Annotated in this window: 18 protein-coding genes; 12 read left to right on the forward strand and 6 right to left on the reverse strand. The window is 61.9% G+C overall.

Features of this window, described 5'->3' with window-relative positions; all coding sequences use genetic code 11:
• Nucleotides 1-120 precede the first annotated feature (120 nt).
• The 12 genes from AC0IYN_RS06490 to AC0IYN_RS06545 all read left to right on the forward strand — a co-directional run bounded on the left by AC0IYN_RS06490 (nt 121) and on the right by AC0IYN_RS06545 (nt 10,104).
• Complete coding sequence (locus AC0IYN_RS06490; protein WP_078046800.1) at nt 121-1,107, forward strand: NAD(P)/FAD-dependent oxidoreductase; 987 nt, start codon at nt 121-123, stop codon at nt 1,105-1,107.
• Nucleotides 1,104-1,319, forward strand: coding sequence for a TIGR02450 family Trp-rich protein (locus AC0IYN_RS06495; protein WP_078046799.1), 216 nt, complete (start codon nt 1,104-1,106; stop codon nt 1,317-1,319). The genes AC0IYN_RS06490 and AC0IYN_RS06495 overlap by 4 nt, the downstream gene beginning before the upstream one ends.
• Nucleotides 1,320-1,431: 112 nt before the next feature.
• Entirely contained in the window at nt 1,432-2,391 is a 960-nt protein-coding gene (locus AC0IYN_RS06500) for a YbgA family protein (protein WP_406598437.1), read from the forward strand.
• A gap of 3 nt (nt 2,392-2,394) precedes the next feature.
• Nucleotides 2,395-3,324 carry a MerR family transcriptional regulator gene (locus AC0IYN_RS06505; protein WP_471840839.1) on the forward strand — a complete coding sequence of 310 codons (930 nt, stop codon included), beginning with the start codon at nt 2,395-2,397 and terminating at the stop codon, nt 3,322-3,324.
• On the forward strand, nt 3,325-4,770 hold the full coding sequence (gene phrB, locus AC0IYN_RS06510; RefSeq protein ID WP_471840841.1) for a deoxyribodipyrimidine photo-lyase: 1,446 nt from the start codon (nt 3,325-3,327) through the stop codon (nt 4,768-4,770).
• Nucleotides 4,763-5,185: a nuclear transport factor 2 family protein gene (locus AC0IYN_RS06515; RefSeq protein ID WP_406598440.1), complete on the forward strand. Its 423-nt coding sequence runs from the start codon at nt 4,763-4,765 to the stop codon at nt 5,183-5,185. The genes phrB and AC0IYN_RS06515 overlap by 8 nt, the downstream gene beginning before the upstream one ends.
• Nucleotides 5,182-5,964, forward strand: a complete 783-nt coding sequence (locus AC0IYN_RS06520; RefSeq protein WP_406598441.1) for an SDR family NAD(P)-dependent oxidoreductase — start codon at nt 5,182-5,184, stop codon at nt 5,962-5,964. The genes AC0IYN_RS06515 and AC0IYN_RS06520 overlap by 4 nt, the downstream gene beginning before the upstream one ends.
• On the forward strand, nt 5,961-7,208 hold the full coding sequence (locus tag AC0IYN_RS06525; protein WP_471840843.1) for an NAD(P)/FAD-dependent oxidoreductase: 1,248 nt from the start codon (nt 5,961-5,963) through the stop codon (nt 7,206-7,208). The genes AC0IYN_RS06520 and AC0IYN_RS06525 overlap by 4 nt, the downstream gene beginning before the upstream one ends.
• The gene (locus AC0IYN_RS06530; RefSeq protein ID WP_406598443.1) at nt 7,205-8,014 is read left to right on the forward strand and encodes a DUF1365 domain-containing protein; all 810 of its coding nucleotides are present in this window, start codon (nt 7,205-7,207) and stop codon (nt 8,012-8,014) included. Before AC0IYN_RS06525 ends, AC0IYN_RS06530 begins: the two co-directional genes overlap by 4 nt.
• A complete protein-coding gene (locus tag AC0IYN_RS06535) occupies nt 8,001-9,272 on the forward strand; it encodes a class I SAM-dependent methyltransferase (RefSeq protein ID WP_406598444.1) in 1,272 nt (423 codons plus the stop codon). Before AC0IYN_RS06530 ends, AC0IYN_RS06535 begins: the two co-directional genes overlap by 14 nt.
• Nucleotides 9,265-9,744, forward strand: coding sequence for a DUF2878 domain-containing protein (locus tag AC0IYN_RS06540; RefSeq protein ID WP_471840846.1), 480 nt, complete (start codon nt 9,265-9,267; stop codon nt 9,742-9,744). The genes AC0IYN_RS06535 and AC0IYN_RS06540 overlap by 8 nt, the downstream gene beginning before the upstream one ends.
• Nucleotides 9,745-9,798: 54 nt before the next feature.
• Entirely contained in the window at nt 9,799-10,104 is a 306-nt protein-coding gene (locus tag AC0IYN_RS06545; protein WP_071491045.1) for a YkgJ family cysteine cluster protein, read from the forward strand.
• 110 nt (nt 10,105-10,214) lie between these two features.
• Here AC0IYN_RS06545 and AC0IYN_RS06550 read toward each other — a convergent pair whose 3' ends face one another.
• The 6 genes from AC0IYN_RS06550 to hemA form a co-directional block, all read right to left on the reverse strand.
• Nucleotides 10,215-10,733: an acyloxyacyl hydrolase gene (locus tag AC0IYN_RS06550; protein ID WP_071491044.1), complete on the reverse strand. Its 519-nt coding sequence runs from the start codon at nt 10,731-10,733 to the stop codon at nt 10,215-10,217.
• A gap of 112 nt (nt 10,734-10,845) precedes the next feature.
• Nucleotides 10,846-11,640: a glutamate racemase gene (murI, locus tag AC0IYN_RS06555; protein WP_406598446.1), complete on the reverse strand. Its 795-nt coding sequence runs from the start codon at nt 11,638-11,640 to the stop codon at nt 10,846-10,848.
• Entirely contained in the window at nt 11,633-12,388 is a 756-nt protein-coding gene (locus AC0IYN_RS06560; protein WP_406598447.1) for a molybdopterin-synthase adenylyltransferase MoeB, read from the reverse strand. Before AC0IYN_RS06560 ends, murI begins: the two co-directional genes overlap by 8 nt.
• A complete protein-coding gene (gene prmC, locus AC0IYN_RS06565) occupies nt 12,382-13,212 on the reverse strand; it encodes a peptide chain release factor N(5)-glutamine methyltransferase (protein WP_471840848.1) in 831 nt (276 codons plus the stop codon). Before prmC ends, AC0IYN_RS06560 begins: the two co-directional genes overlap by 7 nt.
• Nucleotides 13,213-14,295, reverse strand: a complete 1,083-nt coding sequence (prfA, locus tag AC0IYN_RS06570; protein WP_012722110.1) for a peptide chain release factor 1 — start codon at nt 14,293-14,295, stop codon at nt 13,213-13,215.
• Nucleotides 14,292-15,581, reverse strand: coding sequence for a glutamyl-tRNA reductase (gene hemA / locus AC0IYN_RS06575; protein WP_078046785.1), 1,290 nt, complete (start codon nt 15,579-15,581; stop codon nt 14,292-14,294). Before hemA ends, prfA begins: the two co-directional genes overlap by 4 nt.
• Between the last annotated feature and the right edge of the window lie 60 nt (nt 15,582-15,641).

Raw genomic sequence — 15,641 nt, forward strand, 5'->3', positions numbered from 1 at the left:
TCTGCTTTAACCATAGGCCACGCCCTAAGAACAGGTAAGCCAAAACTTATACCAAAAAACAATATTGTACAGCTATTGGTGTCGGCGTAGTCTGTACCCAACGGTAAAACGAGGCCTCCCATGACTGTTCCCATCGCGATCATCGGCACCGGCATCGCCGGTCTCTCCGCCGCCCGAGCGTTACGAGACGCGGGGCACGTTGTACAACTTTTCGATAAAAGCCGCGGCAGTGGTGGCCGCATGTCCAGCAAGCGCAGTGATGCCGGCTCCCTGGACATGGGCGCGCAATACTTCACCGCCCGCGACCGGCGCTTCGTCAACGAAGTGCAGCGCTGGCAAAGCAACGGCTGGGCCGAGCAATGGAAGCCCCAGCTGTACAACTTCAAGTCTGGCCAGCTCACTCCCTCCCCCGATGAACAGATCCGCTGGGTCGGCACGCCGCGCATGAGCGCAATCACCCGCGCCCTGCTCGATGACCTGCCGGTGGAGTTCGGTTGCCGTATTACCGAGGTATTCCAAGGTAAACAGCACTGGAACCTGCTGGATGCCGACGGAGAAAACCACGGCCCCTTCAGCCACGTGATCATCGCCACTCCGGCGCCCCAGGCCACTGCCCTGCTGGCTGCCGCCCCCAAGCTCGCAAGTGCTGCCGCCGGAGTGAAAATGGACCCGACCTGGGCCATCGCCCTGGCGTTCGATAAACCGCTGGATACGCCCATGGAAGGCTGCTTCGTACAGGACAGCCCTCTCGACTGGCTGGCACGCAACCGCAGCAAACCGGGGCGCGACACCACCCTCGACACCTGGGTGTTGCATGCCACCAGCGCGTGGAGCAAGGCGCACCTTGACCTGTCCAAAGAGGCGGTGATCGAGCACCTGCACGGCGCCTTCGCTGAGCTGCTGCACAGCGCCATGCCCGCACCATCGTTCAGCCTTGCACACCGCTGGCTCTACGCGCGACCGTCCAGCAGCCACGAATTCGGCGTGCTGGCCGATGCCGACCTGGGCCTGTACGTGTGTGGCGACTGGTGCCTGTCGGGCCGTGTGGAAGGCGCCTGGCTCAGCGGCCAGGAAGCCGCGCGACGCTTGATCGAACACCTGCAATGAACCGCATCAATCCCGCCAAGTTGCTGCTGTCGAAGTGGACAGCAGCGCGCCCAGTGAACAAAGAAAAACATTTCCTGGTCACCGAGTTGTTTCGTGACGAAGAAGGCACCGTGCTGGAAATCGAACTGCAGGCTGTCATGACCCACCGCAGCGAACGCCTGCCCTGGCAAACGCTGCAGGACATCGACACCTGGAAAATCGGCTGGAAATAGCCTGCGCGCAAAACTTGTACAAATAATTTGACTTGTACAGCATCGAACCTATGATGAGATTTAGTTGTACAAGATTTTAATCTTGTACAGGAATCTTGCAGAGGGTTCGCGTATGTCCAGCACCACCAAACCGAAGATCGCCATCAGCGCCTGCCTGTTGGGCGAGAACGTGCGCTTCAACGGCGGCCATAAACAATCCCTGCTGTGCAGCCAGACCCTCGCCGACTATTTCGACTTTGTGCCACTGTGCCCCGAAGTCGCCATTGGCCTGGGTATCCCGCGCGAACCCATCCGCCTGGTGGGCGACCCTGCCCACCCGCAAGCCGTCGGCACTGTGCACCGTGAGCTGAACGTCACCCAGCCTCTGGACGATTACGGCCAACAGATGGCGGCAGAACACACTGACCTGTGCGGCTACATCTTCATGCAGAAGTCACCGTCCTGTGGCCTGGAGCGGGTCAAGGTGTACCGCGACAACGGCACCCCGGTGGACGGCGGCGGTCGTGGTATCTACGCCCAGGCCTTTTGTGCCCGCCACCCCAACCTGCCGGTGGAAGAAGACGGTCGGCTCAACGACCCCGTGCTGCGTGAAAACTTCCTGACCCGTGTATTCGTGTACGCCAGCTGGCAAAAGCTGCTGGCCGAAGGCCTGACCCGTCATCGCCTGCTGGCCTTTCATTCGCGCTACAAATACTTGTTGATGGCCCACAGCCCGGCGCACTACAAAAGCCTCGGTCACCTGCTGGGCAGCATGACCAAGGGCGCCAACCTGGATGAATTGGCCAGTGGCTATTTCAGCGAATTGATGACCGGCCTGACCAAATGCGCCACCCGAGGCACCCACACCAATGTGCTGCAACACATCAGTGGCTACCTCAAGCAAGCCATCAGCGCCGACGACAAGCAGGAAATGCAAACCGTCATCGGCCAGTACCGCCACGGCATCGTGCCATTGGTGGTGCCGATGACCCTGCTCAAGCACCACTTTCGCCAACACCCGGACCGCTACATCGCGCAGCAGGCCTACCTGCAACCGCACCCGGAAAACCTCAGCCTGCGAAATGCGATCTAGACCATGAAAGCTGCCCTGCTAGACGAACCCGGCGAAGACATCGCCCAAGCCCTCGAGGACGGCTGGCTGCCGATCCGCGAAGTGGCGCGCCAGACCGGCGTCAACGCCGTGACCCTGCGCGCCTGGGAACGCCGTTACGGCCTGATCGTGCCCCAACGCACGCCCAAGGGTCATCGACTGTTCAGCGCCGACCATGTCCAACGTATCCACACCATTCTCACTTGGCTCAATCGCGGCGTGCCGGTCAGCCAGGTTAAGGGCCTGATCGACTCCGCCCAAGCCCTTCCCGATGCCGGCGAAAATGAATGGCACACCCTGCGCCAGAACCTGGTGCAAGCCATCAGCGAATTGGCCGAGCGCCGGGTCGACGATGCCTTCAACCAGGCCATGGCGCTGTACCCGCCCCGCACCTTGTGCGAGCAATTGTTGCTGCCATTGCTCCAGGAGCTGGAACAGCGTTGGCAGGGCCAATTCGGCGCACAGATGGAGCGGGTATTTTTCCTGTCCTGGCTGCGCAGCAAATTCGGTGCACGCATCTACCACAACAACCGCCAGTTACACGGCGCGCCCTTGTTGCTGGTGAATCAATCAGACCTGCCGCTGGAGCCGCACCTGTGGCTCAGCGCCTGGCTGGCCAGCAGTGCCGACTGCCCGGTAGAAGTCTTCGACTGGCCGCTGCCCGCCGGTGAACTGGCCCTGGCGGCGGAACACCTGCAACCGCGCGCCGTGCTGCTGTATTCGAGCAAGGCCCTCCACTTGTCGGCTTTCGCCAAACTTCTCAGCGGCATCCAATGCCCAACGTTAATCGTCGGACCAACGGTATGCATCCACCAGGCCGAGTTGGCCGTATTAAGCCGTGACATCCCTCAATTGTTCAGCGCCGAAGAGCCGTTGTCGGCCCACCAGCTACTGATCCAGCGTGGACTTGTTTAAATGCATCTGATCTGGCTGCGCACCGACCTGCGCCTACACGACAACACCGCACTGGCCGCCGCAAGCCAGCGAGGCCCGATTGCGGCGGTGTACCTGATCACGCCCGAACAGTGGTTGGTCCACGACGATGCGCCGTGCAAAGTGGATTTCTGGCTGCGCAACCTGCAGGTGCTGAGCAAAACGCTCGGCGAGCTGAACATTCCCCTGCTGATCCGCACCGCTGCCACCTGGGATCAGGCGCCCGACGTGCTGAGCCAGCTGTGCCACGAGCTGTCGGTGGCGTCGGTGCACGTCAACGAGGAATACGGCATCCACGAAAGCCGTCGCGATGCGGCCGTCTCCAAGGCCTTGGACGCACAAGGCGTGAGCTTCCACAGCTACCTGGACCAACTGTTCTTCCAGCCCGGCAGCGTTCTGACCAAGACCGGTACGTATTTCCAGGTGTTCAGCCAATTTCGCAAGGTCTGCTACACCCGCCTGCACAGCGCCCTGCCCCGCAGGGTCGCGGCGCCAAAAGCGCAGGCTGTGCTCACGCTCAAAAGCGATCCGGTGCCCACGACAGTCGACGGTTTCGAGCCACCCAGCGAGGCCCTACGGGCGCTGTGGCCGGCAGGTGAGGAAGAAGCCCGCCGCCGCCTCGATGCCTTTGCCGATCAGCAAATCAGCTACTACAAGGACGAGCGTGATTTCCCCGCCAAGCCCGGCACCAGCCAGCTCTCCGCCTACCTTGCGGCAGGCGTGGTTTCGCCGCGCCAGTGCCTGCATGCCGCACTGCAAACCAATGGCGGCGAATTCGAAAGCGGCGACATGGGCGCCATCACCTGGGTCAACGAGTTGCTGTGGCGCGAGTTCTACAAGCACATTCTGGTGGGCTACCCCCGGGTGTCACGCCACCGCGCGTTCCGCCCCGAGACCGAAGCCGTGGCCTGGCGCAACGCGCCCAAGGACCTCGCTGCCTGGCAGGAAGCGCGCACCGGCCTGCCGATTATCGATGCCGCCATGCGCCAACTGCTGGAAACCGGCTGGATGCATAACCGCCTGCGCATGGTAGTGGCGATGTTCCTGACCAAGAACCTGCTGATCGACTGGCGCGAAGGCGAGCGCTTCTTTATGCGTCACCTGATCGACGGCGACCTGGCGGCGAATAACGGCGGCTGGCAGTGGAGTTCATCCACCGGCACCGACTCGGCGCCGTACTTCCGGATTTTCAGCCCGTTGAGTCAGTCGGAGAAATTCGACGCTGAAGGCGTGTTTATCAAGCACTGGCTGCCGGAACTGGCCGCGCTGAATAAAAAGGATGTGCACAACCCCGAAGCGGCTGGCGGCTTGTTCGGCGTGGCTGACTACCCGCGCTCGATCGTCGACCTGAAAAAATCCCGTGAACGTGCGCTGGCCGCCTTCCGCAGCCTGCCCTCGCGCCAGGCCGCAGGGGGTGAGCATGAGTGACTTCCTGCGCCGCTTCGCCCAGGCCTTTGCCACGCTGGACAAGCACAACCTGCACCTGCTCGACAGCCTGTACAGCCAGGACATCGCCTTTGCCGACCCGTTGCACGAAGTCCACGGCTTGCCTGCCATGCACCGTTACTTCGCCGATCTGTATAGCAACGTCAGCCAGTTGCGCTTTGACTTCCACAGTTTCGACCAGGTCGCCGAAGGCGAGGGTTACCTGCGCTGGAAGATGAGTTTTTGCCACCCGCGCCTGGCCAACGGCAAGGTGATCCGGGTGGAAGGCTGCTCGCACTTGATGTGGCGTGACAAGGTGTACCGCCACCGCGATTTTTTCGATGCCGGCGCCATGCTGTATGAACACTTGCCTGTGCTGGGCAGCGTTATCAGTTGGCTGAAAAGGAGAATGGGATGAGCCTGACACCGCCCCGTCGTTATTGGCTGACTGGCGCCAGCAGTGGCATCGGTGCCGCGTTGGCCGTGGAGCTGCTCAACAGCGGCGCCCATGTGGCGCTCAGCTCGCGCACCAAAGGACCGCTGGAGGCACTCGCCCAGCGTTTCCCCGGCCAGGTATTAGTGGTGGCCGGCGACCTGACCAACAGCCAGACCGTGCGTGAGATCGGCGAGCATATCGGCGTGGTCTGGGGGTCCCTGGACACGGTGATCCTCAATGCCGGTACCTGTGAGTATGTGGACGCGCGGCAGTTTGATTCATCGATCATCGAGCACGTGGTACGCACAAACCTGTTGGCCAGCAGTTATTGCATCGAAGCCGCCCTGCCACTGTTGCGCGCCGGACAAACGCCGCACCTGGTGGGCGTCGCCAGCGCCGTCACCTACCTGCCCATGCCGCGCGCCGAAGCCTATGGTGCCTCCAAGGCGGGCTTGCGCTACCTGTTCGAATCCCTGCGCATCAGCCTGTCGCCGGAAAATATCGACGTGACCGTGATCAGTCCGGGCTTCGTCGATACGCCACTGACCGAACGCAATGACTTCCCCATGCCGCTCAGTTGGTCGGCAGACAAAGCCGCCCGGCACATCTTCGCCAAGCTGGAAAAACGTCCGCTGGAGATCGCCTTTCCCGCCCTGTTTATCGCTACCCTCTGGCCGCTGTCAAAACTGCCCAACCGCGCACAACTGATCATCGGCAAGCGCATGCTGCGCAGCCCGCCGCCGAAAAAGGACGACCTGTGAAGATCGCCATCATCGGCAGCGGCATTGCGGGGCTGACCAGCGCCTACCTGCTCAGCCGCCGTCATGACATCACCGTGTTCGAAGCGGGTGACCGCGTCGGCGGGCACACCCATACCGTCAACGTGACGGTCGAGGGTCAGCGCTACGCGGTAGACACCGGTTTTATCGTGTTCAACGACTGGACCTACCCCAATTTCATCCGCCTGTTGGGGCAGATCGGCGTGACGTTCAAACCCACTGAAATGAGCTTTTCGGTGTGCGACGAAAACACTCGGTTCGAGTACAACGGCAACAATCTCAACAGCCTGTTTGCCCAGCGGCGCAACATCCTTTCGCCGGGGTTCTGGGGGATGTTGCGTGACATCCTGCGCTTCAATCGCGAGGCACCGCTGGACCTGCAAGAGCAACGCATCAGCGCCGACATGACCCTGGGGGATTACCTCGAAGCGAAAGGATATGGCCCGCGGTTTATCCTGCATTACATCGTGCCAATGGGTGCCGCGATCTGGTCGATGTCCTTGGTGGACATGCTGAAGTTTCCGTTGCAGTTCTTCGTGCGGTTTTTCAAAAACCACGGGCTGCTCTCGGTGAACAACCGGCCACAGTGGTGTGTGATCGAGGGCGGCTCAAGCAGCTATATCGAACCCCTGACCCACAGCTTTCGCGAACAGATCCGACTCGACTGCCCGGTGCATCTGGTGGAGCGCGATGCAGAGGGCGTGGTGGTCCACAGTGCTGCCGGCACGGAGGCCTTCGACAAGGTGGTGTTTGCCTGCCACAGCGACCAGGCGCTGGCGTTGCTCGGTGACCCCAGCCAGGCCGAGCAGCATATATTGGGCGCACTGCCCTACGCCGACAATGATGTGGTGCTGCACACCGACACGCGCCTGTTACCCGACCGCAAACTGGCCTGGGCCAGCTGGAACTACCGGCTCAACGCCAACCGGCAGACGCAGGCGGCGGTCACCTATGACATGAACATCCTGCAAGGCATCGACAGCGACACTACGTTCTGCGTCAGTCTCAACCAGACGCAAATGATCAACCCGCTGAAGATTCTTGCCCGCTACACCTATGCCCATCCGCAATACAGCCTGGCGGCGGTAGCGGCGCAGGCGCGTCGCGACGAAATATCCGGCGTGCGCCATACCTTTTACTGCGGCGCCTATTGGGCCAATGGTTTTCACGAAGACGGCGTGGTCAGCGCCCTGCACGTGGCCCAGGCGTTTGGGGAAAGCCTGTGAACAGCGCCCTGTACAGCGGCTGGATTGCCCACCGCCGGTTTGCGCCCAAGGCCCACGCCTTTCGCTACCGCATCGGCTTGCTGTACCTGGACCTGAGCGAAGAACACGAAGTAATGGGATTGTCGCCCCTGGCCGGGCGCAGCCGCCTGGCCCCCTTTGGTTTTCGTCAGCAGGACTACCTGCGTGAATTGACGCGCACCGGCATGAGCTTGAGCGATGCCGTGCGCCAGGAAGTCGGCAAGGCACTGGGGCATACACCCCAGGGCGTTATCTGCCTACTGACCCAGGCCCGCAGTTGGGGCCTGGCTTTTAACCCCGTGAGTTTCTTCTACTGCTTCGAGGCCGACGGACGTCTGGCCGCGATCCTGTGTGAAGTGACCAACACCCCATGGCGCGAGCGCTACCACTATGTGCTGCCAGCCCAGGCCTTGAGTGCGGATGAGCATCAGCATTTTGCCGTGGCCAAGGCCTTCCATGTGTCGCCGTTCTTGCCACGCGACCTGGAATACCGCATGAGCTTCAGCCCGCCCGCTACCCGGCTCGGCGTGCACATGGCCGACTGGCAGGGCACGCAAAAAGTCTTCGACGCAACCTTGAGCCTGCAAAAAGAACCGCTCAACCGCGCCAGCCTGCATCGCTACCTGTGGCGCTTCCCCTGGATGACCGCCAAGACCTGCCTCGCGATCTACTGGCAGGCCATGCGCCTCTTGCTCAAACGCACACCGATTTTCTCCCACCAGGCCGCCGATGGCGCCTCTCGCACCGCAGTCGGGTATACCAAGGATCGCCGCCATGAAATCCCCTAGCTTATCGGTCAAGGGCAACCGCCTGAACGTCAATGGCATGACCGCCGCGCTGTTGCGCAAGGCGGTACTGCGTCAACTCAGCCAACTGCGCCATGGCCAGCTGGTGGTGATCGAGGAGGGCGAACGGCAGGTATTCGGCGCACGGGAAGCGCACTTGCTGGGGGAAATCCAGATCGTCGATTCAGCCGTGTGGGGCCTGGTGGCGGCCAACGGTTCCATCGGCGCCGGCGAGGCGTTTATCCACGGCTACTGGACCAGCCCGGACCTGACCGCCGTTGTGCGTGTAATGGTCAGCAACCTGGACGTACTCGACGCAATGGAAGGTGGCCTGGCGCGCCTGGCGCGGCCGTTCACCCAGGGGCTGCACTGGCTCAACCGCAATACGCGCAAGGGCTCGCAGAAAAACATCGCTGCCCACTATGACCTCGGCAATGACTTGTTCGAGGAATTCCTCGACCCGACCATGATGTATTCGGCGGCGCAATTCCTGACCCCGGACGACACCCTGGAGCAGGCACAGTTGAACAAGCTGGAACGCATCTGCCAAAAGCTCGCCCTCAAGCCCACCGACCACCTGCTGGAGATCGGCACCGGCTGGGGCAGCATGGCGCTTTACGCCGCGCAACATTACGGTTGCAAGGTCACCACCACGACCTTGTCCAAGGAACAGTTCGCCTACACCGCGCAACGCATCGCGGCCCTGGGGCTGCAAGACCAGGTCACGCTGTTGCTGCAGGATTACCGCGACCTTACCGGCCAATATGACAAGCTGGTGTCCATCGAGATGATCGAGGCGGTGGGCCATCGCTTCCTGCCGACCTACTTCAAACAGTGCGCGCACTTGCTCAAGAGCGACGGCCTGATGTTGCTGCAAGCCATCACCATTCGTGAGCAACGCTTTGAACAGGCCAAACGCAGCGTGGACTTTATCCAGCGCTACATCTTCCCCGGCGGCGCCCTGCCCTGCGTGCAGAACATGCTGCACATCGTCAGCCGCGATACCGATATGAACCTGCTGCACATGGAGGATTTTGGCCTGCATTACGCGCGAACCCTGCGCCTGTGGCATGAGAATTTTCGCCGCGCCCACGGTCGCCTCGCCGAACTGGGCTACGACGAGTATTTCCTGCGCCTGTGGGAGTTTTACCTGTGCTACTGCGAGGGTGGCTTCATGGAGCGCACCATCGGCACGGCGCAATTGCTGCTGGCCAAACCTTCGGCGATCAACCCGCCGCTGCTCGGTCGCTTCAGTGCTTAAGACCCTGGCCAACGCCGCGCTCTTTCAGTGCGGCTGGTTTGCTTGCGTGCTCGGCGGTGACAGCGCGTGGTTACTGGTTGGGCTGGCGGTGCTGGCCGTCCATCTGTTGTGGATATGTTCGTGGGCCGCAGACGCCAGGCTGATCCTCAGCGTTACTGTCCTGGGTACGCTCTTGGACACTGCGTTGCGCACGCTCGGCGTGTTTCAGTTCACCGAGCCGGGCCCGCTGATTCCCTTCTGGTTGATCCTGTTGTGGGCATTGCTGGCGACGACACTGCGCCATTGCCTGGCCTGGAGCGCCCGCCCCTGGTGGCGTGCGGCGGCACTGGGCGCATTCGGCGGCCCGCTTTCCTACTACGCCGGCAGCCAATTGGCGGGGGTGCAGTTTGGTTATGGCCTCGCCCCCACGATGGCGGCGCTGGCGCTGCTGTGGGCCTTGGTATTCGTGGGGTTGCATCGGTTGGCGCGCTGACGTCTGTCAGTCGTTTCACACCTGTGTCACTCGCTTGCCTTACACTGCGCGCCTATGACCAACATCCCCCATACTCAAATCGCCGAACCCGCCGTCACCTGCTCGACGTGCGCGGCCTGCTGCTGCCAGCTGGAAGTGATGCTGATCACCGACACGGGCGTGCCGGAGCGTTATATTGACACCGATGACTGGGGCGGCGAAGTGATGCTGCGCCTGGACGACGGCTGGTGCGCGGCGCTGGATCGGGACACCATGATGTGCACGATCTACGAGCGACGCCCGCTGATCTGCCGGGAGTTCGAGATGGGGGCACCGGAGTGCCTGGAAGAGCGCCAGGGGATTGCCACGGCCTACCGCTGATTGAATTACATCCTGTAGGAGCCGGCTTGCCGGCGATGAGATCCTTGAGAGCACTATAAGTCTCAAGGCCGCTATCGCCGGCAAGCCGGCTCCTACAGTGAGGTGTGTGTTTAGAGCGGCAAGGTGTAGTGCAACGAGTAGCTCTCTACCCCATCGTTATTGCTGCTGATGCCCGCATTGGAATAATGCGTGGCACGAATGCCCACCTCATGCCCACCCGCGAAGCGCAGGCCAAAGCCCAGTCGGTCTTCGAACTGGAAGGCCTGGCCGATGTTGTTGTCTTCCAGCTTGGTGCGCGAGAACACCGCCACCCCGATCCCGGCCTCGATGTAAGGCTTCACCGATTCGCCGGCAAATTCATACACAAATACCGGCGAGAACGACAGGCTGCTGGCGCTGGCGCGCTTGTCGCCATCCCAATAGGTGTAGGCACCGCTCCAGTAACCGGTCAGTCGACCGGTATCGCTCTGCCACCAGCTTTTGTCCCAGTCCGATGTCAGCCCCAGCCGATAGGTCATGGTCGAATCGCTCGTGCTCCCCACACCGAACTCCAGGCCGGCGGCCTGCGCCGAAACAGAGTGCCCCACTACAGCGGCCGCAATCGCAGCCAAACAGAACAAGCGCTTCATAAGAAACATCCTTTCCGAACGAAGTTATAGAATTTTTTACAGGCAATCTCGCTATAGAAGCTGGCGTGTAGTCAGAAGTTCCAGCTTATAACGTCGACATTTCACGAATTTTTCACGAAGCGAAGCTTCGCACATCGCCCGGATATTTCCATAGTGTTGGTAGGATATTTCTTAAGTGATACACATCGCCGCTGGTCCAGAACTGCGCAGGTTCTGGATTGCCGTCGGCCAGCAACTCGCGCTCGCCCAGCAAACGCTTGAGCTGGCGGGCCACGGCGGCGCCGGTGTCGATGAGAATGATGCTGGGGGGCAGCATCTGCGCCAGGAGCGGCTTGAGGAAGGGGTAGTGGGTGCAGCCGAGGATAACGGTGTCGCAACCGGCGTTGAGCAGCGGCTCGATGTACCTCTGCAACAATTGGCGCAGGGCTGGGCTGGTCAGGTCACCGCTTTCAATCAGTTCGACCAGGCCCGGGCACGGCTGGGTGATGACCTTCACATCGGTAGCGAATCGGTCGAGCAACGCAGCGAACTTGGCGCTCTGCAGCGTGCCGGTGGTGGCAAGCACCCCGACGACGCCACTGCGAGTGGCCGCGGCTGCGGGTTTGACGGCCGGCTCCATGCCTACCAGTGGCCAGTCAGGAAAATCCAGGCGCAGGTCGGCGACGGCGGCGACGGTCGCGGTATTACAGGCAATCACGAACGCCTTGGCGCCCTGCTCCCGGAAAAACGCCGCCACCCGCCGCGAACGCTCAAGGATAAATGCCGGGCTTTTCTCGCCGTAGGGGATGTGCCCGCAATCGGCCACATACAACAGTGATTCGTGGGGCAACAGTTGCTGGATTTCGTCCAGCACGGTCAACCCGCCGATACCGGAATCGAACACACCGATCGGCGCGCCCTTAACCATGGTGCGTCCCGCACACGCTGCAGCCGGGGTCACGCTTGACGCGCAATTCGCGAAAACGCGTGGTCAAGGCATCGATAAGCAACAGGCGGCCCACCAGCGGCTCGCCGAAACCGGCCAGCAGTTTCAAGGCTTCCAAGGCTTGCAGGCTACCGACCAGCCCAACCAGTGGGCCGATCACGCCGGCTTCGCTGCAGGTGAGTTCGGTGTCGCTGCCGTGCCCATATAAACAGTGGTAGCAGGGGCTGTCGGCGCGACGTGGGTCGAATACCGACAATTGCCCTTCAAGGCGAATCGCCGCGCCGCTGATCAATGGCTTGCCGGCGGCGACGCAGGCGGCATTCACCGCTTCACGGGTGGAGAAGTTGTCGCTGCAATCGAGCACTACATCCACAGCGTCTACCGCGGCGGCCAGGGAATCGGCATCCAGCGCAGAACGGTGGGCAATCAGCGTGACATCGGGGTTGATCGCGGTCAGGCGGCGCAGGGCCGAGTCGACCTTGGTCTGCCCGACACTGTCGGTGTCATGGATGATCTGGCGTTGCAGGTTGGTCAGGTCGACGGTGTCGAAGTCCGCCAGATGCAGTTCGCCCACGCCCGCCGCCGCCAGGTACAGCGCAACGGGCGCGCCCAGGCCACCGAGACCGACGATCAAGGCACGGCCGTTTTTCAGGCGCAATTGGCCGTCAATGTCGACATGTTGCAACAGAATCTGTCGGCTATAGCGCAACAGCTCCTGATCGGTCAGCACGGCCGGCGTCCCAGGGTGATGCGCTCGTGGCCGCCGAGGTCGATGCGGCTGTGAACGTCCTCAAACCCTTCGCTCAACAGCAGGTCACGCACGGCCGGGGCCTGGTCGTAACCGTGCTCCAACAGCAGTCGCCCGCCGGCATTCAGGTGCGCGGGGGCTTCTTTGATGATCAAGCGCAGGTCGTCCAAGCCATCATGACCGGCCACCAGCGCGCTGGCCGGCTCAAAGCGCACATCGCCCGCCACCAGGTGCGCGTCGTTGTCGGCGATGTACGGCGGGTTGCTGATGATCAGGTCATAGGTGTGACCTTGCAGCGCGCTGAACCAGTGGCTGTTCAGCACGGTGGCGTTCTTGAGGTGCAGGCGCTGGCGGTTGCGCTCGGCCAGGGCCACGGCTTCCAGCACGCGGTCGACGGCGGTGACCTGCCAGGCCGGGCGTTCGCTGGCCAGGGCCAAGGCGATGGCACCGCTGCCGGTGCCCAGGTCGAGGACCTTGGCGGGCGTGGCAGGCAACAATTCCAGGGCAGCTTCCACCAGCAGCTCGGTGTCCGGGCGCGGGATCAGCGTATGGGGCGCGACTTCCAGGTCCAGCTTCCAAAAGCCTTGCTGGCCGAGGATGTAGGCCACCGGCTCACCGCCGCGACGGCGTTGCAGGTAACCGGCAAAAGTCAGCGCGTCTTCACTGGTGACGATTTTCTCGGGCCAGGTGTGCAAGTAGCTGCGCGACTTGCCCAGAGCCGCCGCCAACAACAATTCGGCATCCAGGCGCGCAGTGGGCGAATCCGGAAGGTCGGCGGCGCGCAGCAGGCTGGCGATGATGGTCATTTATTCACCTATCGCCGCGAGTTGATCCGCCTGGTATTCGGCGAGCAATGGCTCGATCACGGCGTCTACGCCACCGGCGAGAATCTCGTCCAGGGAGTAAAGCGTGAGGTTGACCCGGTGGTCGGTGACCCGGCCCTGGGCAAAGTTGTAGGTGCGGATGCGCTCGGAGCGGTCGCCCGAGCCCACCAGCAACTTGCGCTCGCTGGCAATCGCGTTGGCGGCGGCGCTGGTCTGCTGGTCGTTGAGCTTGGCCGACAGCCAGGACATGGCCCGCGCACGGTTCTTGTGCTGGGAACGTTCTTCCTGGCACTCCACCACGATGCCCGAGGGTAAGTGAGTGATGCGGATCGCCGAGTCGGTCTTGTTGACGTGCTGACCACCCGCGCCCGACGAGCGGTAGGTGTCGACGCGCAAGTCGGCCGGGTTGATCTCGATGGCTTCCTGTTCGTCCGGCTCGGGCAACACCGCGACAGTACACGCCGAGGTGTGGATACGGCCTTGGGATTCAGTGGCCGGGACGCGTTGTACGCGGTGCGCGCCGGATTCGAACTTGAGCTTGCCATAGACGTTATCGCCTTCGACCCGCGCGATGACTTCTTTATAGCCGCCGTGCTCGCCTTCATTCTCGGACAGGATCTCCACACGCCAACCGCGACGTTCGGCATAGCGCGAATACATGCGGAACAGGTCGCCGGAGAAGATCGCAGCCTCGTCACCGCCGGTGCCGGCACGGATTTCGAGGAACACGTTGCGCCCGTCATTCGGATCCTTGGGCAGCAACATGCGCTGCAGGTCGCCTTCCAGCTCGGCCAGTTTTTCCTTGGCTTCGCGGACTTCTTCCACGGCCATTTCGCGCATGTCCGGGTCGCTGTCCTTGAGCAGCGCCTGGGCGCCTTCGAGGTCGGCCTGCACTTTGGTCAGGTGCTTGTAGGTGGCTACAATCGGCTCAACTTCGGCGTATTCCTTGGAATAGGCGCGGAACTTGGCCTGATCGGAGATGACCTCGCCGTCGCCAAGCAAGGCGGTCAGTTCTTCGAAACGGTCCTGGAGCACGTCCAGTTTATTGAGCAGTGACGCTTTCATTGCGGTTTTTTATCCGAAGAGCTTTCTGACGCGCCCTCACCGAGGGCAAAGAGTTCCTGGGCCATGGCCAGCGCATCGAGGCGGCCTTCGGCGGTAAGCTTTTTTAATTGTACGCTGGGTGCGTGGAGCAATTTGTTAGTGAGGCCACGCGCCAGTTGCATCAACACTTCCTCGGCGCTGCTACCGTTGGCCAGCAAGCGCTGGGCCTTGATCAGCTCCTCGTCGCGCAGGCGCTCGCCTTGCTGACGATACGCCTTGAGCACGTCCACCGCCGCCAACTCACGCAGGCGCACCATGAAATCTTCGGCACCGGTGCTGACCATTTCCTCGGCGGCCTGGGCGGCACCCTGGCGGCTCTTGAGGTTTTCGGCGACCACTTCGTGCAAATCGTCGACGCTATAGAGGTAAACGTCGTCCAACTCGCCGACTTCTGGCTCGATATCCCGGGGAACGGCGATGTCTACCATGAAGATAGGTTTGTGCTTGCGCAGTTTCAATGCACTCTCAACCGCGCCCTTGCCCAAGATCGGCAACTGGCTGGCGGTGGAGCTGATGACGATATCGCTGCGCACCAGCTCGGCCGGGATATCCGACAACAATACGGCATGCGCACCGAACTGTTCAGCGAGGATGCTGGCACGTTCCAGGGTGCGGTTGGCAACGACGATACGCTTCACCCCCAGGTCATGCAGGTGACGGGCGACCAGGGTAATGGTCTCGCCTGCGCCGATCAGCAGGGCCTGGCTGCGTTGCAAGTCACTGAAAATCTGCTTGGCCAGGCTGACCGCGGCAAATGCCACGGACACCGGGTTTTCGCCGATGGCGGTGTCGGTGCGCACTTGCTTGGCGGAATTGAACGTGGCCTGGAACAGCCGGCCCAGCAGCGGGCCAACGGTGCCGGCCTCCCGCGCTACGGCGTAGGCGGACTTCATCTGGCCGAGGATCTGCGGCTCGCCCAACACCAGCGAATCGAGCCCGGCAGCCACACGCATCATGTGACGAACTGCCGCATCCTCTTCATGCACATAAGCGCTCGCGCGCAGGTCGTCGAGGTCTAAATGGTGGTAATCGGCCAGCCAGCGCAGCACGACATCCGCTGAAAGATGTTCCTGCTCTATATAAAGCTCGCTGCGATTGCAGGTCGAAAGGATCGCAGCTTCGCGACTGTCGGTGAGCCGGCAGAGCTGCTGCAAGGCCTCAACCAACTGCTCTGGCGTAAACGCCACGCGCTCGCGCACGTCTACGGAGGCAGTCTTGTGGTTAATACCGAGTGCGAGGAAGGCCATTCAATATCGCTGATGATGTCGGGAAGCCGACAATTGTCCTACTTCGAAAGATTCAGAACA

The sequence above is a fragment of the Pseudomonas sp. AC112 genome, from assembly GCF_979253545.1.